Source organism: Variovorax sp. Soil_C_39 (assembly GCF_057656815.1).
This window is the reverse complement of record NZ_JBDGJQ010000005.1, coordinates 141427-162370: the sequence shown is the minus strand read 5'-3', so window position 1 is coordinate 162370 and position 20944 is coordinate 141427. Positions and strand designations below refer to the sequence as shown.

The 20944-nt window shown below is 67.7% G+C and carries 21 protein-coding genes; 6 read left to right on the top strand and 15 right to left on the bottom strand.

Features of this window, described 5'->3' with window-relative positions; all coding sequences use genetic code 11:
• Positions 1 to 23 precede the first annotated feature (23 nt).
• The 4 genes from yidC to rpmH all read right to left on the bottom strand — a co-directional run bounded on the left by yidC (position 24) and on the right by rpmH (position 2621).
• Entirely contained in the window at positions 24 to 1715 is a 1692-nt protein-coding gene (yidC, locus tag AC3A6J_RS15020) for a membrane protein insertase YidC (RefSeq protein WP_487860759.1), read from the bottom strand.
• Positions 1712 to 1999 carry a membrane protein insertion efficiency factor YidD gene (gene yidD / locus AC3A6J_RS15015; protein WP_487860758.1) on the bottom strand — a complete coding sequence of 96 codons (288 nt, stop codon included), beginning with the start codon at positions 1997 to 1999 and terminating at the stop codon, positions 1712 to 1714. Before yidD ends, yidC begins: the two co-directional genes overlap by 4 nt.
• A complete protein-coding gene (locus AC3A6J_RS15010) occupies positions 1999 to 2397 on the bottom strand; it encodes a ribonuclease P protein component (protein ID WP_487860757.1) in 399 nt (132 codons plus the stop codon). Before AC3A6J_RS15010 ends, yidD begins: the two co-directional genes overlap by 1 nt.
• 89 nt (positions 2398 to 2486) lie before the next feature.
• Positions 2487 to 2621 (bottom strand): 50S ribosomal protein L34, encoded by a 135-nt coding sequence (rpmH, locus tag AC3A6J_RS15005; protein WP_007834827.1) that lies wholly within the window; start codon positions 2619 to 2621, stop codon positions 2487 to 2489.
• 340 nt (positions 2622 to 2961) lie between these two features.
• Between rpmH and dnaA the strand changes: the two genes are divergently transcribed.
• The 3 genes from dnaA to gyrB all read left to right on the top strand — a co-directional run bounded on the left by dnaA (position 2962) and on the right by gyrB (position 8307).
• Positions 2962 to 4341 carry a chromosomal replication initiator protein DnaA gene (dnaA, locus tag AC3A6J_RS15000; RefSeq protein WP_487860756.1) on the top strand — a complete coding sequence of 460 codons (1380 nt, stop codon included), beginning with the start codon at positions 2962 to 2964 and terminating at the stop codon, positions 4339 to 4341.
• A 99-nt stretch (positions 4342 to 4440) separates the two neighbouring features.
• The gene (gene dnaN / locus AC3A6J_RS14995; protein WP_487860755.1) at positions 4441 to 5547 is read left to right on the top strand and encodes a DNA polymerase III subunit beta; all 1107 of its coding nucleotides are present in this window, start codon (positions 4441 to 4443) and stop codon (positions 5545 to 5547) included.
• Positions 5548 to 5682: 135 nt separating this feature from the next.
• Positions 5683 to 8307: a DNA topoisomerase (ATP-hydrolyzing) subunit B gene (gene gyrB, locus AC3A6J_RS14990; protein ID WP_487860754.1), complete on the top strand. Its 2625-nt coding sequence runs from the start codon at positions 5683 to 5685 to the stop codon at positions 8305 to 8307.
• Between the two features lie 34 nt (positions 8308 to 8341).
• Here gyrB and AC3A6J_RS14985 read toward each other — a convergent pair whose 3' ends face one another.
• Complete coding sequence (locus AC3A6J_RS14985) at positions 8342 to 8608, bottom strand: hypothetical protein (RefSeq protein WP_487860753.1); 267 nt, start codon at positions 8606 to 8608, stop codon at positions 8342 to 8344.
• A 279-nt stretch (positions 8609 to 8887) separates the two neighbouring features.
• Here AC3A6J_RS14985 and AC3A6J_RS14980 point away from each other — a divergent pair, with 279 nt between their 5' ends.
• Both AC3A6J_RS14980 and AC3A6J_RS14975 read left to right on the top strand, forming a co-directional pair.
• Positions 8888 to 9442, top strand: coding sequence for a hypothetical protein (locus AC3A6J_RS14980; protein WP_487860752.1), 555 nt, complete (start codon positions 8888 to 8890; stop codon positions 9440 to 9442).
• Positions 9443 to 9631: 189 nt separating this feature from the next.
• Positions 9632 to 10819, top strand: coding sequence for a metallophosphoesterase (locus AC3A6J_RS14975; RefSeq protein WP_487860751.1), 1188 nt, complete (start codon positions 9632 to 9634; stop codon positions 10817 to 10819).
• On the opposite strand, the gene AC3A6J_RS14970 is transcribed toward AC3A6J_RS14975, so the two are convergent.
• Genes AC3A6J_RS14970 through AC3A6J_RS14960 form a run of 3 tightly spaced genes read right to left on the bottom strand, consistent with a single transcriptional unit; the run spans position 10744 to position 13874 of the window.
• Positions 10744 to 11802, bottom strand: a complete 1059-nt coding sequence (locus AC3A6J_RS14970; protein ID WP_487860750.1) for a lysylphosphatidylglycerol synthase domain-containing protein — start codon at positions 11800 to 11802, stop codon at positions 10744 to 10746. The genes AC3A6J_RS14975 and AC3A6J_RS14970 overlap by 76 nt on opposite strands.
• Positions 11799 to 13073, bottom strand: coding sequence for a cardiolipin synthase ClsB (clsB, locus tag AC3A6J_RS14965; protein ID WP_487860749.1), 1275 nt, complete (start codon positions 13071 to 13073; stop codon positions 11799 to 11801). The genes AC3A6J_RS14970 and clsB overlap by 4 nt, the downstream gene beginning before the upstream one ends.
• A gap of 18 nt (positions 13074 to 13091) precedes the next feature.
• On the bottom strand, positions 13092 to 13874 hold the full coding sequence (locus AC3A6J_RS14960) for an endonuclease/exonuclease/phosphatase family protein (RefSeq protein ID WP_487860748.1): 783 nt from the start codon (positions 13872 to 13874) through the stop codon (positions 13092 to 13094).
• Positions 13875 to 14090: 216 nt separating this feature from the next.
• Between AC3A6J_RS14960 and AC3A6J_RS14955 the strand changes: the two genes are divergently transcribed.
• Positions 14091 to 14519, top strand: a complete 429-nt coding sequence (locus AC3A6J_RS14955; protein WP_487860747.1) for a serine/threonine protein kinase — start codon at positions 14091 to 14093, stop codon at positions 14517 to 14519.
• A 73-nt stretch (positions 14520 to 14592) separates the two neighbouring features.
• Here the strand turns inward: AC3A6J_RS14955 and AC3A6J_RS14950 are convergent, their stop codons facing one another.
• The 7 genes from AC3A6J_RS14950 to xrtQ all read right to left on the bottom strand — a co-directional run bounded on the left by AC3A6J_RS14950 (position 14593) and on the right by xrtQ (position 20925).
• Entirely contained in the window at positions 14593 to 15150 is a 558-nt protein-coding gene (locus AC3A6J_RS14950) for a Spy/CpxP family protein refolding chaperone (RefSeq protein WP_487860746.1), read from the bottom strand.
• Between the two features lie 146 nt (positions 15151 to 15296).
• Complete coding sequence (locus tag AC3A6J_RS14945; protein ID WP_487860745.1) at positions 15297 to 16397, bottom strand: flavodoxin family protein; 1101 nt, start codon at positions 16395 to 16397, stop codon at positions 15297 to 15299.
• 77 nt (positions 16398 to 16474) lie between these two features.
• Entirely contained in the window at positions 16475 to 17365 is an 891-nt protein-coding gene (locus AC3A6J_RS14940; protein ID WP_487860744.1) for a pirin family protein, read from the bottom strand.
• Positions 17366 to 17396: 31 nt separating this feature from the next.
• Positions 17397 to 18167: a GNAT family N-acetyltransferase gene (locus AC3A6J_RS14935; protein ID WP_487860743.1), complete on the bottom strand. Its 771-nt coding sequence runs from the start codon at positions 18165 to 18167 to the stop codon at positions 17397 to 17399.
• On the bottom strand, positions 18164 to 19438 hold the full coding sequence (locus AC3A6J_RS14930) for a biosynthetic peptidoglycan transglycosylase (protein ID WP_487860742.1): 1275 nt from the start codon (positions 19436 to 19438) through the stop codon (positions 18164 to 18166). Before AC3A6J_RS14930 ends, AC3A6J_RS14935 begins: the two co-directional genes overlap by 4 nt.
• Before the next feature lie 7 nt (positions 19439 to 19445).
• Positions 19446 to 20015 (bottom strand): hypothetical protein, encoded by a 570-nt coding sequence (locus tag AC3A6J_RS14925; protein WP_487860741.1) that lies wholly within the window; start codon positions 20013 to 20015, stop codon positions 19446 to 19448.
• Positions 19996 to 20925, bottom strand: coding sequence for an exosortase Q (gene xrtQ / locus AC3A6J_RS14920; RefSeq protein ID WP_487860740.1), 930 nt, complete (start codon positions 20923 to 20925; stop codon positions 19996 to 19998). The genes AC3A6J_RS14925 and xrtQ overlap by 20 nt, the downstream gene beginning before the upstream one ends.
• Positions 20926 to 20944 lie beyond the last annotated feature (19 nt).

Below are 20944 nucleotides of genomic sequence, written 5' to 3'. Positions count from 1 at the left end.
GGGATGGCTGGGGCGCTGTGCGGCTACTTGCCGAGCACGCCCAGGCGCTTGTTGATGAACCACTGCTGCGCGATCGACAGCACGTTGTTCGTGATCCAGTACAGCACCAAGCCGGCCGGGAAGAAGATGAACATCACGCTGAACGCGAGCGGCATGATCCACATCAGCTTGGCCTGCATCGGATCGGGCGGCGTCGGGTTGAGCCAGGTCTGGAACAGCGAAGTGAGCGTCATCACGATCGGCAGGATGTACCAGGGGTCGGGCGCCGACAGGTCGGTGATCCAGCCGATCCAGGGCGCATGGCGCATCTCGACCGACGAGAGCAGCACCCAGTAGAGCGCGATGAACACCGGGATCTGGATCAGGATCGGGAAGCAGCCACCCATCGGGTTGACCTTCTCGGTCTTGTAGATCCGCATCATTTCCTGCTGCATCTCCTGCGGCTTGTCCTTGAGCCGCTCGCGCATTTCCATGATCTTCGGGTTAACGGCCTTCATCTTGGCCATGCTCGCGTAGGCCTTGGCATTGAGCCAGTAGAAGGCCGCCTTCAGCAGCACCACCAGCGCCACGATCGCCCAGCCCCAGTTGCCCAGGATGCCGTGCAGCTGGTACAGCAGCCAGTACAGCGGCTTGGAGATGATCGCGAAGATGCCGTAGTCCTTGACGAGGTCGAGGCCCGGCGCGATCGCCTCGAGCTTCTGCTCTTCCTCGGGGCCGGCGAACAGCGCCGTGTTGACGACCTGGGTCTGGCCCGGGTCGATCTTCGGCAGCGTGGCCACCATCGCGACGGTGTAGAGGTTGTTGCCCAGGTCCTTGACGCGGAATTCGCGCCGCAGCTGTTCGCTGGCTGGGTCGCCCTTGAGCAGCCAGGCCGAGACGAAGTAGTGCTGGACCATTGCGATCCATCCGTCGTTCGCGGCAGGCGGCGGCTCGACCTTGTTCTTCGTGATGTCCGCGAAGTCGAGCTTATGGAACTTCTTCTCTTCGGTGTAGGCTGCCGGACCGGTGAAAGTGTTGGTGCCGAACATCGTGCTCGAGGCCACGGTGCCGTGGCGCAGCAGCTGCAGGTAGAGCTGCGCGTCGCGCGGCTGGTCGCTCACGTTGACGACCTCATGGCGCACGCGGATCGCGTAGTCGCCGCGCCGAAAAACATAGGTCTTGACGTACTTGAGGCCGCCGGCGGGCTCGCTTTCGAAGCTCACCTCGAGCGTGTCCTGACCAGGCGCCATCTCGCGCGGGCCGGCCTTCGACGTCATCGGCGTCAGGTGGTTCGGGAAGCGCTCGCTCCCGGCCTGGTTCAAAAGGCCGGTCTGGGCCACGTAGCGCGTGGCCGGCGAGCTGCTGTCGAACAGCACGACGTGCTTGCTGCTGCCTTCCGTTTCCTCGTACTGCAGCAGCTCGAGGTGGTTGACCGTAGCGCCCTCGCTGTCGATCACCGCCTTGAACAGGTCGGTCGTCACGCTGACCTGCTCGCGCGGCGCCGCCGGCGCGGTCTGCGTGGGCACGGCACCGGCGCCCCCGGGGGCGGCGGCAGCTGGCACGCTGCTGCCGGCGCCGGGTGCGGCGTCGGCAGGGGTGTTGGCGGCCACGGCGGCCGGCTTGGTCGAAGGCAGGAAGGTCGGCTTGTTGCCGTTGAAGACCTGCCACTGGTCCCACAGCAGCACCAGCGAGAAACCAAAGATCACCCACAGGATCGTGCGGCGTATATCGTTCATGACGAAGACTTCTTGTCGGAGGAGAGAAGAGACGAAAACAGCGAGCCTGACCGCTCAGTGCGACGCTGTGATTTCGGTGGAACCGGATCGTGCCCGCCCTGGCACCAGGGCTGGCAACGCGCAATGCGGTACAGGGTCAGGTAGCTGCCTTTCCAGGCACCGTGGACCTCGAGCGCCTCGATCGAATAGACCGAGCAGGTCGGCGCGAAGCGGCACGACTGGCCGAGCCAGGGGCTCAGCAGCAGGCGGTAGCCCTTCACGAGCGCGATCAGCAGGCGCTTCATCATCGCGATGGCGCCGGAGCGGGGCGTGCGGCGCGCGCCAGCAACTGCTGCAGCTCGGCACGCACGGCGGCCTTGAGCCGGTCCGAGGTGGCGCTCACGAATTCCTTGCGATCGAAGGCTGCGCGCAGGCGCACCACATGGGCGGCATGCGGCAGGCCGCCGCCGTGCGTGGCGCTCACGGCATAGATCTGCCGCTTGATCGCGTTGCGCGTGACCGCGCGACGCGCCCAGCGCTTGGGCACCATGGCCCCGAGCCAGACATCGTCGGACGCAAACAAGGGCTGCGCGCTCGACGTGGTGTCGAGCGCGCAGCGATGTAATGCGAAATGCGCGGTGCGCGCCACGGTTGCACCTGCGAGGACGGCCTGGAACTGCGCGCGGGTCTTGAGCCGCTGCATGGAAGCCGGGCCGGACGCGCCGGGAACGCTGGCTGCGGGAGCTGGCGCGGGCGGTTCGGCTGCTGGCAACGGCAGGGGATCGGCTGTCGTCAGACGGCCAGGCGCTTGCGGCCCTTGGCGCGGCGTGCGTTGATGACGGCACGGCCGCCGCGGGTCTTCATGCGGACCAGGAAGCCGTGGGTACGGGCGCGGCGGACTTTGGAAGCTTGGTAAGTGCGTTTCATGATGAGATTTCCTGCTGGTGCCCCCGAGATCCGCAGTATCCCCGCCGGGCCTGGAAGGCCGCAGCAGTCATGCGGGCGCTGGGAGCGTTATTCGACTCTTGTATCGAACCGGGTTCGAAGGCTCCCCGAAGAACGCAACAAGGTTTTCAGGGAAACCCGAAATTATCGCAAACATTCGGCGCGCCGCCAAACTTCCAGCAGGATTGCGGGCCTTTATGTGCCCTTCCAGGGGTGTGGATAAGGTTTTGACAAGTTAGAATGCAGGCCGCTTGCAGCAGAGAATATCCACAATACATATACCAAAAAATGGACGAGGGACGCACTACTTTTACAAGCACCCATGTCGACTGACGGCATCGGTGAAAGCCTCTGGCAGGCCTGTGTCGACCAGCTCGCCCAAGAGCTGTCCGAGCAGCAATTCAACACCTGGATCAAGCCCCTGACGGCGCAGGTCGCGGACGATCTCTCGCGCATGACGGTGTTTGTGGCAAACCGCTTCAAGCTCGACTGGATCCGGGCCCAGTACGCCGGCAAGATCGCCGCCATGGCCGAGAAGATGTACGGCCAGCCTGTCACGGTAGAGTTAGCGCTTGCTCCGCGCGAGGCGCCCGTGCGTTCTGTACCGGTCGCGGTGCTGGCCGAAACCGATGTGCCCCGCGACGTCGCCGGCCCCGGCGAGGAGCCGGCCGCTGCCGGCTTCAAGAACCGCCTCAACTCGGGCCTGACCTTCGACACGCTGGTCGAGGGCACAGCCAACCGCATGGCGCGCGCCGCGGCCATGCACGTGGCCGGCATGCCGGGTCACCTGTACAACCCACTGTTCATCTATGGCGGCGTGGGGCTGGGCAAGACCCACCTGATGCATGCGGTGGGCAACCGGCTGCTGGCCGACCGGCCCGATTCCAAAGTTCTCTACATCCACGCCGAACAGTTCGTCTCGGATGTGGTCAAGGCCTACCAGCGCAAGACCTTCGACGAGTTCAAGGAACGCTACCACTCGCTCGACCTGCTGCTGATCGACGACGTGCAGTTCTTCGCCAACAAGGACCGCACGCAGGAAGAATTCTTCAACGCGTTCGAGGCGCTGCTGGCCAAGAAGTCGCACATCGTGATGACCAGCGACACCTATCCGAAGGGCCTGGCCGACATCCACGAGCGGCTGGTCTCGCGTTTCGATTCGGGCCTGACCGTGGCCATCGAGCCGCCCGAACTCGAGATGCGCGTCGCGATCCTGATCAACAAGGCGCGCGCCGAATCGGCCGAGATGCCCGAGGAAGTGGCCTTCTTCGTCGCCAAGAACGTGCGCTCGAACGTGCGCGAGCTCGAAGGCGCACTGCGCAAGATCCTTGCGTACTCCCGCTTCAACCAGAAGGAGATCTCGATCGCCCTGGCGCGCGAGGCGCTGCGCGACTTGCTGTCCATCCAGAACCGGCAGATCTCGGTCGAAAACATCCAGAAGACGGTGGCCGACTACTACAAGATCAAGGTCGCCGACATGTACAGCAAGAAGCGCCCGGCCAGCATCGCGCGGCCGCGGCAGATCGCGATGTACCTGGCCAAGGAGCTCACCCAGAAAAGCCTGCCGGAAATCGGCGAGCTGTTCGGCGGGCGCGACCACACGACGGTGCTGCACGCGGTGCGCAAGATCTCGGGCGAGCGCCAGCAGCTCACCGAGCTCAACCAGCAGCTCCACGTGCTCGAGCAGACGCTCAAGGGCTGACACGCGAATGTCATCGGAATGGCCGAAACGGCGCCTCGCGACAGCGGAGAATGGCACCTTCAGCGGATTCGAAGAGATAAAAGAGAAGAGGAAGAAGACATGATCGTTTTGAAGGCAACCCAGGACAAGGTCCTTGCCGCGCTGCAGTCGGTGGCGGGCATCGTGGAGCGGCGCCACACGCTGCCGATCCTCGCCAACGTGCTGATCCGCAAGACCGGCGGCCAGATCCAGCTGACCACCAGCGACCTCGAGATCCAGATCCGCACCACGGCCGAACTCGGCGGCGACGAAGGCAACTTCACCACCACCATCGGCGCGCGCAAGCTGATCGACATCCTGCGCACCATGCCGGCCGACCAGACCGTGAGCCTCGAGTCGAGCGCGAGCAAGCTGGTGCTCAAGGGCGGCAAGAGCCGCTTCACGCTGCAGTCGTTGCCGGCCGAGGACTTTCCGCTGGTGCAGGAAGCCGCCAACTTCGGTCCCGTCTTCAGCGTGCCCCAGAAGACGCTCAAGGACCTGCTCTCGCAAGTGTCGTTCGCAATGGCGGTGCACGACATCCGCTACTACCTCAACGGCATCCTGTTCGTCGCCGAAGGCAAGCAGCTGAGCCTGGTGGCCACCGACGGCCACCGGCTGGCGTTCTCGTCGGCCACGCTCGATGTCGAAGTGCCCCGCCAGGAGGTGATTCTGCCGCGCAAGACCGTGCTCGAGATGCAGCGCCTGCTGTCCGACGCCGAAGGCGCCATCGAGATGCAGTTCGCGAACAACCAGGCCAAGTTCAGCTTCGGCGGCATGGAGTTCGTCACCAAGCTGGTCGAAGGCAAGTTCCCCGACTACAACCGCGTGATCCCGAAGAACCACAAGAACAGCGTCACGCTGGGCCGCGCGCCGCTGCTCGCGAGCCTGCAGCGCACCGCGATCCTGACGAGCGAGAAGTTCAAGGGCGTGCGCCTCAACATCGAGCCGGGCACGCTGCGCATCGCGTCGAACAACGCCGAGCAGGAAGAGGCGCAGGACGAGCTCGACATCGACTACGGCGGCGACAGCATCGAGATCGGCTTCAACGTGACCTACCTGATCGACGCGCTCACCAACATGGGCCAGGACATGGTCAAGCTGGACCTCGCCGACTCGAACAGCTCGGCGCTCCTGACCATCCCCGAGAACGCATCCTTCAAGTACGTCGTGATGCCGATGCGGATCTAGACGAAAAGAAAACACAGCGCCTTGCGCAGACAGCCCGCGGCCCTCCGCGGGTTTGCGCTTTCAAGAGGCAGGAAAAACAGGCTCCCCGAGCCCGAAACATCCCGTGAATGCCGTGAGCGACAGAGGAATATCCGAATGAGTGCAGAAGACAACAAGCCCGAAGTACCCCACACCGAACCGGTCTACACGCCCGAAATCGAGGGTGCGGTGCCGATCGAGATCACGCCCGCCGACAACAGCTACGGCGAAGGCTCGATCACGATCCTCGAGGGGCTGGAGGCCGTGCGCAAGCGCCCCGGCATGTACATCGGCGACACCTCCGACGGCACGGGCCTGCACCACCTGGTGTTCGAAGTGGTCGACAACTCGATCGACGAGGCGCTCGCGGGGCACTGCGACGACATCGTCGTGACCATCCACTCCGACAACTCGATCTCCGTCACCGACAACGGCCGCGGCATTCCCACCGGCGTGAAGATGGACGACAAGCACGAGCCCAAGCGCTCGGCGGCCGAGATCGCGCTGACCGAACTGCACGCGGGCGGCAAGTTCAACCAGAACAGCTACAAGGTCTCGGGCGGCCTGCACGGCGTGGGCGTGAGCTGCGTGAACGCGCTGAGCGTGATGCTGCGCCTGGTGGTGCGGCGCGAAGGCAAGATCCACGAGCTCGAGTTCAGCCGCGGGTTCGTGCAGAACCGGCTGCTCGAGACGGTGAGCGGCGTCGAGGTCTCGCCCATGAAGGTCATCGGCGAAACCGACAAGCGCGGCACCGAGGTGCATTTCCTGCCCGACGCCCAGATCTTCAAGGAGAACGCCGACTTCCACTACGAGATCCTCTCGAAGCGGCTGCGCGAGCTGAGCTTCCTGAACAACGGCGTGCGCATCCGCCTGAAGGACGAGCGCAGCGGCAAGGAAGACGATTTCTCTGGCGCCGGCGGCGTCAAGGGCTTCGTCGACTTCATCAACAAGGGCAAGACCGTCCTGCACCCGAACGTCTTCTACGCCATGGGCGAGAAGCCGGCCGACACCTACGGCGGCATCCCGGGCACGCACATCGGCGTCGAAGTCGCCATGCAGTGGAACAGCGGCTACAACGAGCAGGTGCTGTGCTTCACCAACAACATTCCGCAGCGCGACGGCGGCACCCACCTCACCGGGCTGCGCGCGGCGATGACGCGCGTCATCAACAAGTACATCGAAGAAAACGAATTCGCCAAGAAAGCGAAGGTCGAGGTCACCGGCGACGACATGCGCGAGGGCCTGTGCTGCGTGCTGAGCGTGAAGGTGCCCGAGCCCAAGTTCTCGAGCCAGACCAAGGACAAGCTGGTGTCGAGCGAAGTGCGCGCGCCGGTCGAGGACATCGTCGGGCGCCTGCTCACCGACTACCTGCAGGAGCGCCCGAGCGACGCCAAGACCATCTGCGGCAAGATCATCGAAGCGGCCCGTGCCCGCGAAGCCGCGCGCAAGGCCCGCGAAATGACACGCCGCAAGGGCGTGCTCGACGGCATGGGCCTGCCGGGCAAGCTGGCCGACTGCCAGGAGAAGGACCCGGCGCTGTGCGAGGTCTACCTGGTGGAGGGCGACTCCGCCGGCGGCTCCGCCAAGCAGGGCCGTGACCGGAAGTTCCAGGCCATCCTGCCGCTGCGCGGCAAGATCCTGAACGTCGAGAAGGCGCGCTACGAGAAGCTGCTCACCAGCAACGAAATCCTCACCATGATCACCGCTCTGGGCACCGGCATCGGCCGCGCGGGCGGCAGCAGTGCAGGCGGCGGGGCCGACGACTTCAACGTCGCCAAGCTGCGCTACCACCGCATCATCATCATGACCGACGCCGACGTCGACGGCGCCCACATCCGCACGCTGCTGCTCACGTTTTTCTACCGGCAGATGCCCGAGCTGGTCGAGCGCGGCCACATCTACATCGCGCAGCCGCCGCTCTACAAGGTGAAGGTCGGCAAGGAAGAGCAATACCTGAAGGACGGCCCCGCGCTCGACGCCTTCCTGCTCAAGGTCGCGCTCAAGGATGCCAGCGTCGAAACGGGCGGGCCCAATTCGACCACGCTCTCCGGCGACACCCTGGCCGAGCTGGCGCGCAAGCACCAGCTGGCCGAGGCCGTGATCGCGCGGCTGCGCAACTTCATGGATGCCGAAGCGCTGCGCGCCATTGCCGACGGCGTGGCGCTCGACCTCGACACCACCGCTGCGGCCGAGGCGTCGGCCGTCGCGCTGCAGGCCAAGCTGCGCGAACTCAACACCACCGGCGTGCCGGCCGAGGTGAGCAGCGAGTTCGACACCCGCACCGACAAGCCGCTGCTGCGCATCAGCCGCCGCCACCACGGCAACATCAAGAGCAGCGTGCTCACGCAGGACTTCGTGCACGGTGCCGACTACGCCGCGCTCGCCGAGGCCGCCAACACCTTCCGCAACCTGCTGAGCCCCGAGGGTGCCATCGTGCGCCGCGGCGAGGGCGAGCGTGCCAAAGAAGAGAAGGTGGCCGATTTCCGCGTGGCGATGAAATGGCTGATCGGCCAGGCCGAGCACGCCACCGCGCGCCAGCGCTACAAGGGCCTGGGCGAGATGAACCCCGAGCAGCTGTGGGAAACCACCATGGACCCGACCGTGCGGCGCCTGCTGCGCGTGCAGATCGACGACGCGATCGAAGCCGACCGCGTGTTCACCATGCTGATGGGCGACGAGGTCGAGCCGCGGCGCGAGTTCATCGAGCAGAACGCGCTGCGGGCGGCGAATATCGACGTGTGAGTGGTCAGGTCGGCGCACCGCGCGCCGACACCCCTCAGCGCATGCGCATCGCCCCGCGCACACCCATCCCGCCCTGCAGCAGCCGCGCCACGCGTGCCAGCCCGCCGGTGCCGCTCGCCGCACGGCCGACCAGCGCGCCGCCGGCGGCACCGGCCAGCAAGCGTTTCGGCAGCGAACGGCTGCGGCCCACGGTCATCAGCAGCAACAGGCCCGCGCCGAGCGCGGCGAGGTGCTCGCCGGGGAGGCCGGGACGCTGCGCATCCTTCGCCTTGATGGCGTCGATCTTCGATCCGATGTTCATTGGAAGCTCCTTTTTCGTGTCTGGACTTCCTCTTATCGCCCGCCACGCCGGTGCACCGGTGTAGGCGCGGGTCACCTGAAGCGCCCCGAAATGGGCCGACGCGTGCGTCTCAGGGTTTTCACATAGACGGCTGTCAAAAAAGGTTCTAACGCCCGTCACACGGGCGTCACCAGCTATTAAAACAATAGCTCTCAATCGGTCGGCGAGGGTCGTTCCTCGTAAACGCTATGTCTAGCCCGACTCTTGCTAAGCAAAATCCTCGACGGATTCACGTCACCCTTGATCGAGGACATCGAAGCAATGAACCTTATGCGTCTCCGGCGGCCTGCGGCTGCCTTGGTTATGGGCGGCACAGCAGCAGCATTCTTCCTGGGCGCGATGGCGTCGTCGGCCCACGCGTTCTCGAACCCGCCTATCCGGATGGCGCAGGGCGGCGTCGAATACATGTGCGGCGGCACGAGCAAGGCCGAGGCCGCGTTCATGCAGATGGTGGCGCCACGCTGGGCGGCCACCCTCGAGTTCGGCATCAACCAGAGCAGCCAGAAAGGCCAGTTCCCGGCACGCGCGAAGGTCGAAGTGCGCGAAAAATACTCCGGGCGCGCAGTGATGCAGGCGCAGTCGCAGGGACCCTACATGCTCGCGCGGCTCAATCCCGGTGCCTATGACGTGAACGTCACACTCGGGGGCCTGACGCTGACGCAGACCCTGACCGTGATCGCAGGCGTGCCGGCCCGCGCGGTCTTCCTGTGGCCGTCGAACTTCGACATGGCCTCGGTGCTGCCGCCGGAGCCCCAAAACCAGGCACTCGCGCAGACCACGGCCGCCGCGCGGTAGGCGCTTCCTGCATTCGCGGCACCACGCCCCCGTCTAAGATATCGGGCACCGGGGGGCGTCAGTGCCCGCTATCCGGGCGCCCAGCGCTATAGAAAAAATAGCTGCAGGCGCGCCCGCAGGCGCCTTGAATCCACGGCATGCGACTTGCAGATACCGCATCCCGGGCAGTGCCCCGTCTTCATTGCCCCGATGCCGATACCTCCCTTGAGCGTCCTGACCGCGCTCCTGCATGTCTACATGGCGCTGCGCCTGCTGCCGGCGCTGGCCATGCTCACGCCCGCCTGGCCCTTGGCACTGGCGGCGCTAGCCGTTTCGGCGCTGACCATCCCGTTGCCTTTCGTTTCGCGGCGCGCCGAGCGCAGCGCGAGCGTCGGCCAGGCGCTTCGTTGGACCGGGCTCATCAGCATGGGCTGGTTCTCGTCGACCTTCGTGCTGACGCTGCTACGCGATGTGCTGCTGCTGCTCGCCTGGGTCGCAAGCGCGCTCGGCGGACTCGCGCTGCCCTGGCACGCGGTGCTGCCGTGGAGCGCGCTGGCGGTGCTGGCGCTCGGCACGCTGGCGTCGGCGATCGGCTTTCTCAATGCCCGCCGCACCGCGAAGGTGAAGCAGGTCGAGGTGCCGATCCGCGGGCTGCCGGCCGCGCTCGAAGGCTTCACGATTGCGCAGATCAGCGACATCCACGTGGGCCCGACGATCCGCAACGGCTACATCCAGCGCATCGTCGATGCGGTGAACCGGCTCGGCGCCGATGCGGTGGCGATCACCGGCGACCTGGTGGACGGCAGCGTGGCCGAACTGCGCGAGCACATCGCGCCGCTCGCGGGGCTGCGGGCCAGGCACGGTACCTTCGTGGTCACGGGCAACCACGAGTACTACGCCGGCGCGCACGCGTGGATCGACGAGCTGCGGCGGCTCGGGCTGAAGGTGCTGCTCAATGAACACGTGGTGCTGCAGACGCGCAACGTGCGCGGCGCACAGACCGACGAAGAACTGTTCGAGAGCCAGCTGGTGCTCGCAGGCGTGACCGACTTCACCGCCGGGCACTTCGATGCGGCGCATGCCAGCGACCCGCACCTTGCGCTCTTCGACGCGCCGCCGCTGGTGCACACGCGCGTGCTGCTCGCGCACCAGCCGCGCAGCGCGCCATCGGCAGCGACGGCCGGCTTCCAGCTGCAGCTCTCGGGCCACACGCACGGCGGCCAGTTCTTTCCATGGAATCTGTTCGTTCCGATGCAGCAGCCCTTCACCGCGGGGCTGCACCGGCTGCACGACATGTGGATCTACGTGAGCCGCGGCACAGGCTACTGGGGGCCGCCGAAGCGCTTCGGAGCGCCGTCCGAGATCACGCTGGTCACGTTGGTGCCGTCACGCGACTGACGGCCGCGCTTGCGCCAGTGCCGGGCGCGCAGCTCGGTGGCGAAGTATGCGACAGTGGCCACGGCCAGCGGCAGCAGGTAGTAGAGCCCGCGATAGACCAGCAGCACGCCGAGCAGCCGGCTCTCGGGCACCTCGCTCGACAGCAGCGCGAGAAACACGGCCTCGAGAACGCCCAGCCCCGCAGGCACGTGCGTGACCACGCCCGCCACTGCCGCCACTAGCAGCACCGCGAGCACCGCGTGGTAGGCCACTTGGCCCTGCAGCAGGACCCAGATCACGCTGGCGATCAGCGACCAATTGAGTGACGACAGCGCAAGCTGCAGCAGCGCCATGCGGAAGGTCGGCACCTTGAACGAATGGCGCCGCAGCCGGAGTTCATGGCCGCTCGCGACGGCGCAAAGCAGCAGGTACGCGGCCGCCACCACCAGCAGCACCGCGCCGAGCACGCGCAGGCCCATGTTGTCGATGCGCCATTCGGGCGGCAGCACCAGCGGCCAGAAGCAGAAGGCGGCACCCGCGACCACAAGGTAGCCGAACCAGTTGGTCAGCATGCTGAAGCCGAGCACGCGCGTGATGATGCCGTTCGACAGCCCGAGCCGCGAGTAAAGCCGGTAGCGGAAGGCCACGCCGCCCACGAGCGATCCGAGATTGAGGTTGAACGCGTAGCTGATGAAGGTCACGCCCATCACCGTCCCGGTGCCGAGCGGGTGGCGCGTGAGATGCCGGCCCAGCAGGTCGTACGTGCTGTAGACCGCGAAGCTGCTCGCCGCGAGCCCTCCGGCCAGCAGCAGCGCCGTCGCGGGCAGCGCGCGCATGGCATCGAACACTTCCTGCCAGTCGATGGAGCGCGCCTGGCTCACGAGCAGCCAGGCGATCAGCCCGAAGAAGGCCCAAACCCCGATGCGACGCAGCCACGGCCACCAAGCGCGCTGCGCGCCGACCCGGTCGCGACCTAGAGCGTGCCCGCCGGGGGCGGGGGTCACGCCGCCTCCGTCGTCTGCTTGGCGCCGGCCTCGCCGGCCTCGGCACGCTGCGCCTCGCGCTTCTCGGCCAAGTCGGTGGCCTCCGCCAGCGTGAGCCGCGGCACCTGCCGCGGCAGCCAGCCGAGCCACGACGGATACCAGCGCAGGAAGTGGAAGATGAAGAAGCTGCGCACCAGCCGCCAGCCGCTCCATACGTCCTCGAGGTCGGCTTCGCCGATGCGCTTGCAGCTCTCGCGCATGAGCCGGTCCATGCGCTCCCAGAGCAGCTGGTTGAAGGCCTTGTCGCGCACGATCACGTTCGCCTCGAGATTGAGCGAAAGGCTCAACGGATCGAGGTTGCTCGACCCCACGGTGGCCCAACGGTCGTCCATCAGCGCGACCTTCGCATGCAGCGGCCGGTCGCAGTACTCGTGGATCTGCACGCCCGCATGCAGCAGGTGGTGGTAGAGCATGCTCGCGGCGGTCTTGACGATCGGCATGTCGGGCTCGCCCTGCAGGATGAGCCGCACGTCCACGCCGCGCCGCGCCGCGCGCCGCAGTTCCTTGATGACCCGGTAGCCTGGAAAGAAATACGCATTGGCGATCACGATGCGCTGGCGCGCCGCGCGGATCGCGGCCAGGTACTGCCGCTCGATGTCGTTGGTGTGGCGGCGGTTGTCGCGCGTGACGAACATGGCCTCGACCTCGCCGACCGGCTTTTGGGCAACCGGCGGCGCCTGCTGGAGGCGCCGGCGGAACCACCGCGGCCCCTTGTCGCCGAGCGCGATCGCGCGCAGCACGAAATGGTGGATCTGCGCGACGATCGGCCCGCCGAGTTCCACCGCGTAGTCCTGCTTGGCCTTGGGGCCGAAGTCGAGCAGATGGTCGGCCGAATAGTTGATGCCGCCGACGAAGGCGGTCTCGCCGTCGATCACCACGATCTTGCGGTGCATGCGGCGGAACACATTGAGCCGTTGCCCCATGACGCGGTGGCCCGGATCGAACATCCGCACCTTGACGCCGACCGAGCTCAATTCCTCGATGAACTCGCGCGAGAGGTCGGGCGAGCCGAAACCGTCGACCATCAGGTCGACCTTGACGCCGCGCTGCGCCGCCGTGCGCATGGCCGCATGCAGCGCGAGTCCGACCTTGTCCTCGAACAGGATGAAGGTCTCGACGATGACCTCGCGCTTCGCCTGTCGGATGGCCTCGAACACGCGCGGATAGAACTCCTCGCCGTTCTCGAGCAGCGCGATGCGGTTGCCGCCGATCCAGCGCGCTCTATCGCTCATGGCAAGTCACTCGGCGGGTCATAGGTCGATCGTCGCCACGAGCGGGGCATGGTCCGACAGGTGCGACCAGGGTTTGCGCGGCAGCACCACGGGGGCATGCACGCCGGCGTTGCGCACGTAGATGCGGTCGAGCGGCAGCAGCGGAAAGCGCGACGGAAAGGTCTTCGCCGCCGCGCCGTTCGCCGCCACGAACACCTCGCGCAGCGACGCACCCGCTTCGAGTACCCGGTGCGCGCGGCCGCGCCAGTCGTTGAAGTCGCCCGCCACGATCAGCGGCGCATCGGCCGGCACCTCGTCGCGCACGATGTGGCAGAGCAGTTCGAGCTGCTGCTGCCGGTGCGACTCGGCGAGACCGAGGTGCGCGCAAATCGCGTGCACGTCGACGGTGCGCCCTGGCAGGCGCAGCACGCAGTGCAGCAGGCCGCGCTTCTCGGGCCCCGCCACGGAGACGTCGTGGTTGCGGTAGTGCACGATCGGGAATTTCGAGAGCACCGCATTGCCGTGGTGCCCGCGCGGGTACACCGCATTGCGTCCGTAGGCGAACTGCGGCCACATCGTGTCGGCAAGAAACTCGTAGTGGGGCGCTTCGGGCCAGTTGCTCACCTTGCGCGAGTGGCGCGAATGCGTGCCGAGCACTTCCTGGAGGAACACCACGTCGGCACCCACGGTGCGTACCGCATCGCGCAACTCAGGCAGGATGAACTTGCGGTTCAGCGCGGTGAACCCCTTGTGGGTGTTCACCGTCATGACCTTGAGCGTGGTCGGCGCCGCGGTGGCGAGGGGAATGGGTGCGGATGACATCGGTCCTACGGTTGTACGTGGCCGCACAGCGCCTGACTGTAGGAACGCGCCACCTTCTTCACGGCCGGTCTGCTGCCTTTCGCGCCGCCACGGCCCGCTCCTACATCGCGGGCTGCCGCGCCCCGACACAGCGCCTGCGAAGAGCCTCCTACGGTGAATTCAGGGTCGTACAAAAGGCCCGCTTATCGCCAACCTTTCATCTCCAAGGAACACACCATGAACGAACGAATCCTCCGAGCGACGGCACTGGCCGGCCTGATGGCCGTGGCCGGTGGCGCGATGGCGCAGACGACGTCGATTCCCGCCCATCCGGACCCGGCGCTCGGCGGCCAGGCCAGCACGCAGACGCCCGCCGGCGTGGCCAATCCACCGCAGCGCCCCGACGGCAGCATGCCCGCGTCGCGCGAAGCGGTGAAGGCCGAAGCCCGTGCGCACAACCGCAACAACTTCAACAATTCGGTGCCGAAGGGCGAAGCCACCACCGTGGTGAACGGCCGGCCGAATGCGATGCCTCAACCCAGCGGCGACGTGTCGCGTGCACAGGCGAGCATGACGGGGCGTCACAGCAAACCCCAGTTCGGCCAGACCGGCGAGCGCCCGGACGTGCCGACGAATCCGACGGACAGGACCGGCACGCCCAAATAAGCGGGGGCATCGCCGACGGCAGAAAAAAAGCCCGCGGCACACGAAGTGCCGCGGGCTTTTCTCGTTGGCGCGGTCAGCTCTTGGCGGGCGCCGCGGCGTGGCCATGGTGACCGCGATGGCCCTTGTGCGCATGCATGCGGACCGTCTCGGCGTCGAAGGTCTTCTGCTGGTCGGGCGTCAGCGCGGCATAGAACGACTTGATAGCTTCGGCGCGCTTCGCGAACCTGGCGCTGCGCTCGGCATGGCGCGCCTGCATGCGCTCCAGCCGCTCGGGCGTGGTGAGCTTCGCGAGTTCGGCGCGGTCCATGCGTTGCGGGCGGGCGCCGGCCGGCGGCTGCGTCGCCGACGTGAAGCTGGCCCACGCGCTTTCCTGGGCGCCGCTGAGCTTGAGCTTCTCCTTCAGCGCCGCGAGATGCTGCGCGCGACGGGCCTGCATGCGTTCGATGCGCTCGGCGCGGTTCATGCGCTTGTGTTGTGCCTTGGGGGCACCGCCGTCGGCCTGGGCCGTGGCGGCGGGCGGGCTCGACACGGTGGCGGGTGCCGCCGGGTTCTGCGCAAAGGCGCCCGAAGAGGCGAAGGCGGCCGAACCGAGCAGGCTGGCCCAGACGATGCGTTGGCGAAGAGAGATCATGAGAGTGCTTCCTTTCGAAGAAGTCTGCCGCCACAGGGCAGCAGATGGAAGCTAGTGTGGAAGCGCTCTGTATCGCCCGCGTGAGCCGACCGTGAGCCTGCGTAAAGAAGCATGAACGTCCGTGGCACGGCCCGGTGCGGCGCCGCTCACTTGGGCCGCGGTGACTTGAGTCCCCTGTCGGGCGGCTGCAGCTTGCCCGAGCGAAGCTCCCCGACCGCAAGCGCCACGGCGCGGGCCACGTTGCGCACCTCTTCCTGCACATCGGCGTCGGCATCTAGGGCATCGTGGCTGGTGGCATAGGGCGCGTAGTAGCCGATGTAGCGGTCGAGCCGGGCGAGCGCGCCGGCATCGACGAGGCCCATCCAGTCGAGCCAGTCCGACAGGTTGCGGCGCACGCTCTCGATGCCGGCGACGTCGCCGTGCACCACCAGGCCGTAGACGCGTCCGCTCAGGTGCTTGGGATAGCCCCAGCCTTCGAGTTCGAGCGCCTTGGCCTCCTCGGGTTTTTTGCCGTGGGTGCTCGTGGGATCGGGATTGCCGCCGTCGGCGCAGACCAGCCGGTCGGTCATGAGCTTGAGCGGGCTGGCCGACTGGTACCAGTGCGTGGGCGTGAACAGGATCACGCCATGAGCAGCCACCCAGCGCTCGTAGATCTCGTTCATCCAGTCGCCGGTCTGGCGCATCGAATGGTTCGGATAGCAGCTGCAGGGCCAATGGCACAGCGGCATCGCCGTCGAGACGCAGCCCTTGCACGGATGGATATGGCGCCCGAACTCGGAGGTAAGGAGGCTCAGGTCGAGCACGTCGGCCTCGATGCCGCAGCCTTCGAGCACTTCGCGCGCCAGCTGCACGAGACGCCAGGTCTTGGAGATCTCGCCGGGGCAGGTGCCGTCGTTGCGCGGCGAACCGTTCACCAGCAGCACGCGCGAGCGCGTCTGCGGCTGGCCCCAGGCCGCCTGTGCGGCATCGATGCGCGCCTTGGCCTCGAGCCAGTCGACCGAGAGCTCGTAGTCTGGGTCCGCGTAGCCGGGGCCGGCCTTGCGCGTGACGGGAGCCTTGCGCCCCTCGTCGTAGGCCTGCCAGGCGATGTGCTCGATGCGCTGCAGCGCGTCGCCCTCGGCCTGGAACGCCGGGTCCTGGAACGGCTGCATGAAGCGCGCGTGGAACTGTTCGCGCTGCAGTTTGGCGGGAGCCTGGCCCTTGCGGACATCGGGGCTCCCGCGCGACGGGGTCTTGCTGGAGGGCATGGCGCCGAATCTAGGCGCCAAATGGCCGCTGTCACGCCGCTGGGCTGCCAATCCTGGGTAGGCCGGCGACTACAGCGTCAGAACCTGCCGTGTTGGAAATCTTCCACGGCCTGCTTCACCTGCTCGGGCGTGTTCATCACGAACGGTCCGTACTGCGCGATCGGTTCGCCGAGCGGCTTTCCCGCTATCAGCAGCGCGCGCGCCGGGCTGTGGTTGGTGCTGCCCGTGCGCAGCACCACGCCGTCGCTGCCGGGGTCGTTGGCGAGAATCGCCATGCGCCGCGTGGGCACCTCGCTGCCCGCGATCCAGAGCGATTCGCGGTAGACATACACCAGCGCATTGCGGTCGTCGGGCAGCGGCTGCGCGAACTCTGCGCCCGGCGGCAGCGTGATGTCGAGGTAGAGCGGCTCCGTGTGCTCGCGCCGCACGGCGCCCTCGATGCCGTGGCTCTCGCCCGCGATCACGCGCACGCACACCCCGTCGGTGGTGGTGTATTCGGGGATCTCCTCGCTCTGGATGTCGCGATACCAAGGCTCGCGCATCTTGTCCTTGGCCGGCAGGTTGAGCCAGAGCTGGAAGCCTTCCATGAGCCCTTCCTGCTGCTCGGGCAGTTCGCTGTGGACCAGGCCGCGTCCCGCGGTCATCCACTGCACGCCGCCGTTCTGCAGCAGACCCTCGTGGCCGGCGCTGTAGCGGTGCCGCATGCGGCCCGCGATCATGTAGGTGACGGTTTCGAAGCCGCGGTGCGGGTGACTCGGAAAACCGCCGATGTAGTCGCCCGGGTTGTCGCTGCCGAAGGCGTCGAGCATCAGGTACGGATCGAGCCGCTGCTGCATCGGCTGCTGCAGCACGCGCGTGAGCTTGACGCCATCGCCATCGCTGGCGGACACACCGGCCACGATGTGGTCGATGCCGCGCGGCGTGGCCACGGGCTCTGTCGGGTGATGGGGGTGGTTGGCGCTCGTCATGCCGCATCGTGGCACCAATGCCCCGACCGCGTCACGCGTGGGGATGTCGCGGCCACTGCCGCCGCTGCCAATAGCGGTACTGCCAGAGCGTCGAGAACCCGGCACGCCGATAGAGCGCATGGGCCGCTGGGTTCTGCGCATCGACCTGCAGGAACACGCGCTCGTGGCCACGCGCGAGCGCCGCCTGCGCGAGCCCCGCGAGCACGCGCCCGGCCAGGCCGCGACCGCGCTGCGAAGGCTCGGTTCGCATGCCGTGCACGCTGGCCCAGCCATGGCCGAATGCCATCGCACCGGCCGCGACGGTGCGGCCGCCTTCGCGCACGCTGGCGTAGAGCGAGCCGCTCGCACGCGCGAGCGCCCGCACGCGATGGGCACCGTCCACCGGATCGAAGCCTTCGCCAAGGAACAGCGCCGCCCAGGCCGCGTCGGGCGTCGCGTCGACGTCGGCCAGCCGCGCGTCCGCCGCGGCGACTTCGCGCATGCGCCTGGCCATACCGATCTGCACGCAGGTCGGCGAATCGCCTACGTAGTGGCGGCGCTCGAGTTCGGCGCGCAAGTTGTCGAAGCAGGCAGCGTCCGCGAGCCGCAGCACGGGCACATGCTGGCGCCGGTTGTAGCGCTCCTCGATGCGATCGAGCAGGGGCGCAAGGGCGGCCTCATGGTGAAGCGGCACAGCCGACTTGGCACGCTTGACGCTGCCTTCGTCGAAGGCCAGCAGCCAGCCATCGAGCTCCTCGACGGCCTGGGGCGACACGGCGGCCACCGTGGCGCGCTCGATGGCCTCGACGTCGTCGTTGTTCATGGCGTGGCCTCAGGCGCCGCGAACTTCGCGCTCGCCACCCTCTTGAGCAGGGCCTCGCGCTGGTTGCGGCTGATGCCGCGCACGCCCTCCGCGACCCATTTGACGCGCTCGGGATCGATCTGCCCGTCGCGCCGCCATTGCTCGAGCACGGCCTGCGGCTTGTGCAGCATGGCCGCGAGCCACACCGCCTGCGCGGGATCGAGCTGGCGCGCCGGGCGCTTGAAATACCGCCGCGAGGCCGCCTCGGCGCCGCACAGGTTGCCGCCCCAGGGCGCGTTGTCGAGGTACAGCTGGAGGATGCGCGCCTTGCCCAGCGTTTGCTCCATCTCGACCGCATAGAGCAGCTCGCGCAGTTTGCGCTCGGCAGTGCGCTCGCCGCCGGTCACCAGCATCTTGGCGAGCTGCTGTGTGAGGGTGCTGCCGCCGCGCGGACGCTGCCCTTCCTTCTGGTTGTCGTGGACCGAGGCGACGATCTCGGTCAGGTCGTAACCCGGATGGGTGAAGAAGCGCTGGTCCTCGGCCGCGATGACGGCGCGCGCGAGCCAGCTGTCCTTGGTCAGCCTGGACGGCGGGCCGCAGCTGGTGCGCGCGTCCAGCATGGCCTCGGTGCCCAGCCCGTCGACGCTGAACTGGCTCACGGTCGGCTGGACGGTGAAGCTCGCCTCGGGCAGCATCAGCTGGCCGCGCACCGCCAGCGTGCCGCCGATGCGCGCGCGCTGCAGCTCGGCGAGGTCGGGCGCCAGTACCGCGTACCAGCGCGCGATCGGCGCGGCCTGGATGTCGGCGCCGAACCGCAGGTTCTTGAGCGCCAGCCGGCCGTCCCAGCTACCGCGCAGCGTGGCGTCCGTGCCCGCGGCGGCGCCGCGCGGCAGGGCTTCGATCGTGCCCGCCAGCGTGTTCCCGTCACGGCGCACCGTGGCGACCAGCGATTCGACCTGGATCGGCTGCGCGCCGAGCGCCGGAACCTGCGCGCGGCAAGGGGCGCAGCGCAGTTCGAGCGCGCCCGCGGCGCCCTTCCAGGCCAGGTCGATGCGGCCGAAGCGGGTGTCGAGCGAGCGCCCGTCGAGCCGCGGCGCGAGCCAGGGGGAGGTGGCCAGGCGCACCGCCGTGGGCACGCCGACATCGAAGCGCAGCGGGCCGAGCTCGAGCGTTTCCTGCCACTCGCCCGCCGCGGGCGCCAGCGCGAACCGGACGATCAGGAAGATCGCCACCAGAGCCGTCAACACCAGGGCCAGCAGCCCGTAAATCAGAGAACGCAGGGTCTTGTTCACACAACTCTCACAGGGGTCTCGCTACCGTCACCGCTTGCCATGGACCGGCCGACCGTCCGCTGGCCGCCGCCCAGTACCAGGCTGAAGTGTCCGTGAAAGCCGTGCCTTCGGCATCGACTATGCGCTCGCAGACGCGGATCTTTTGTGTGCCGTGCCGTTGCGCAACAAAACAGCGCCACAAACGCGCCTCGGCATCGCGCTCGAGGCGCGCCTGTTCGATGCGGTAGCCCAGCGCGCGGTAGCAGTCGGCCGCGGGATGGAGCATGCGCGTGGGCGTGTTCACCGCGCGCATGACGATCACCTGCCGGCCGTCAGTCATGCGGCCGATCGCGCCCGGAAAGCGCTCGGCGAAGCGCTGCTCGACCTCGCCGAGCGCCATCGGCCTGAGCGGTGCGCCGTCCCACTCGCGCGGCCATTCGACCGGTGCCGCGGCCGCCACCGGCTGCGAAGGCGCGCGCAGCGCGTCAGCCGTCGACCAGGCGAGGCAGGCCAGCATCGCGGCTGCGAAGACGGCCTTGTGGCCGATGCGGTTGACGAAGCGGTTCGCGAACAGCGCCTCAAAGAACCGTGTCGACATGGCGTCCTCCCTGCGTGGTGATCAGCCCCGGAATCGAGGCTTCGGCAGCGCCGGCCGCAGAGCGTTCGAGCGCCATCAGGCGCACGATGCTCGCACACACCGCGGCCAGCACGGCCAGCCCGAGCGCCTCGTGGGCCCAGGGCGCGAGCGGCTGCTGGGCGCCCTCGAACGCGACCAGCACGCTGTTGCGCGCGATGTTGCCGGCCAGCACCAGCAGGCCGACCGCCGGCAGCCGGCGCAGGAAGGCGCGGTCGCTACGGCGTGCCCACAGCGCGACGGCGCAGGCGGTGAAATAGCCGAGCCACACCATCTGCACGCCCGAGCAGGGCGCATCGACGATCACCAGCCGACCGTCGACCAACAGGCTGCTGCCTTCGCGCGCCACCTCGAAGCCCGGCGCCAAGAGCCAGCGGCTCGCCTCGGCGGTGACCACGCGCAGCGGATAGCCCGCGTAGAACTGCAGCGAGGACAAGAGCGGCAGCGCCAGCACCGCCAGCCCGGCGACAGGCAGCGCGGCCACGCGCCGCGGCAGGAACGCCAGCAGCCCGCAGGCCAACGCGAGCACCGCCACCAGACCCGCCGCGAGCGGCGGCAGCGCGGGCAGCGCGCCCAGGCCGGTGTGCAACAGCGTCGCAAGCACGGTTCCCGCGCCCGCGAGTGCGAGCCATCCCAGTCGCGGTGCCGCACGCAGTTCGCGCCGGCATTGCCAGGCCAGCGCGGCCAGTGCGGCCAGCGACAGCAGGCCGAGTGGATCGTCGGAGCCGTCGCGCATGCGCCGGACCATCCAGGCCCAGGTGGGCGTGAGCGCGGCGAACTGCAGCGCGAGCCAGCCCACGGCCGGCACGCGGTCGATGTGGATGCCCCAGTCCACGAGGCGGGGATGGCGTTGGGCGAGTACAGCAAGTGTCATTTCGACTCTTCTCTCTTTC

Bases quoted from the DNA above. Each gene is read 5' to 3' on its own strand.
- dnaN (WP_487860755.1), top strand. From the start codon at position 4,441: ATGATCGTTTTGAAGGCAACCCAGGACAAGGTCCTTGCCGCGCTGCAG.
- xrtQ (WP_487860740.1), bottom strand. From the start codon at position 20,925: ATGACACTTGCTGTACTCGCCCAACGCCATCCCCGCCTCGTGGACTGG.
- AC3A6J_RS14940 (WP_487860744.1), bottom strand. From the start codon at position 17,365: ATGACGAGCGCCAACCACCCCCATCACCCGACAGAGCCCGTGGCCACG.
- yidD (WP_487860758.1), bottom strand. From the start codon at position 1,999: ATGAAGCGCCTGCTGATCGCGCTCGTGAAGGGCTACCGCCTGCTGCTG.
- dnaA (WP_487860756.1), top strand. From the start codon at position 2,962: ATGTCGACTGACGGCATCGGTGAAAGCCTCTGGCAGGCCTGTGTCGAC.
- AC3A6J_RS14975 (WP_487860751.1), top strand. From the start codon at position 9,632: ATGCCGATACCTCCCTTGAGCGTCCTGACCGCGCTCCTGCATGTCTAC.
- AC3A6J_RS14985 (WP_487860753.1), bottom strand. From the start codon at position 8,608: ATGAACATCGGATCGAAGATCGACGCCATCAAGGCGAAGGATGCGCAG.
- yidC (WP_487860759.1), bottom strand. From the start codon at position 1,715: ATGAACGATATACGCCGCACGATCCTGTGGGTGATCTTTGGTTTCTCG.
- gyrB (WP_487860754.1), top strand. From the start codon at position 5,683: ATGAGTGCAGAAGACAACAAGCCCGAAGTACCCCACACCGAACCGGTC.
- AC3A6J_RS14935 (WP_487860743.1), bottom strand. From the start codon at position 18,167: ATGAACAACGACGACGTCGAGGCCATCGAGCGCGCCACGGTGGCCGCC.
- AC3A6J_RS14945 (WP_487860745.1), bottom strand. From the start codon at position 16,397: ATGCCCTCCAGCAAGACCCCGTCGCGCGGGAGCCCCGATGTCCGCAAG.
- AC3A6J_RS14925 (WP_487860741.1), bottom strand. From the start codon at position 20,015: ATGTCGACACGGTTCTTTGAGGCGCTGTTCGCGAACCGCTTCGTCAAC.
- AC3A6J_RS14960 (WP_487860748.1), bottom strand. From the start codon at position 13,874: ATGTCATCCGCACCCATTCCCCTCGCCACCGCGGCGCCGACCACGCTC.
- AC3A6J_RS14955 (WP_487860747.1), top strand. From the start codon at position 14,091: ATGAACGAACGAATCCTCCGAGCGACGGCACTGGCCGGCCTGATGGCC.
- rpmH (WP_007834827.1), bottom strand. From the start codon at position 2,621: ATGAAACGCACTTACCAAGCTTCCAAAGTCCGCCGCGCCCGTACCCAC.
- AC3A6J_RS14950 (WP_487860746.1), bottom strand. From the start codon at position 15,150: ATGATCTCTCTTCGCCAACGCATCGTCTGGGCCAGCCTGCTCGGTTCG.
- AC3A6J_RS15010 (WP_487860757.1), bottom strand. From the start codon at position 2,397: ATGCAGCGGCTCAAGACCCGCGCGCAGTTCCAGGCCGTCCTCGCAGGT.
- clsB (WP_487860749.1), bottom strand. From the start codon at position 13,073: ATGAGCGATAGAGCGCGCTGGATCGGCGGCAACCGCATCGCGCTGCTC.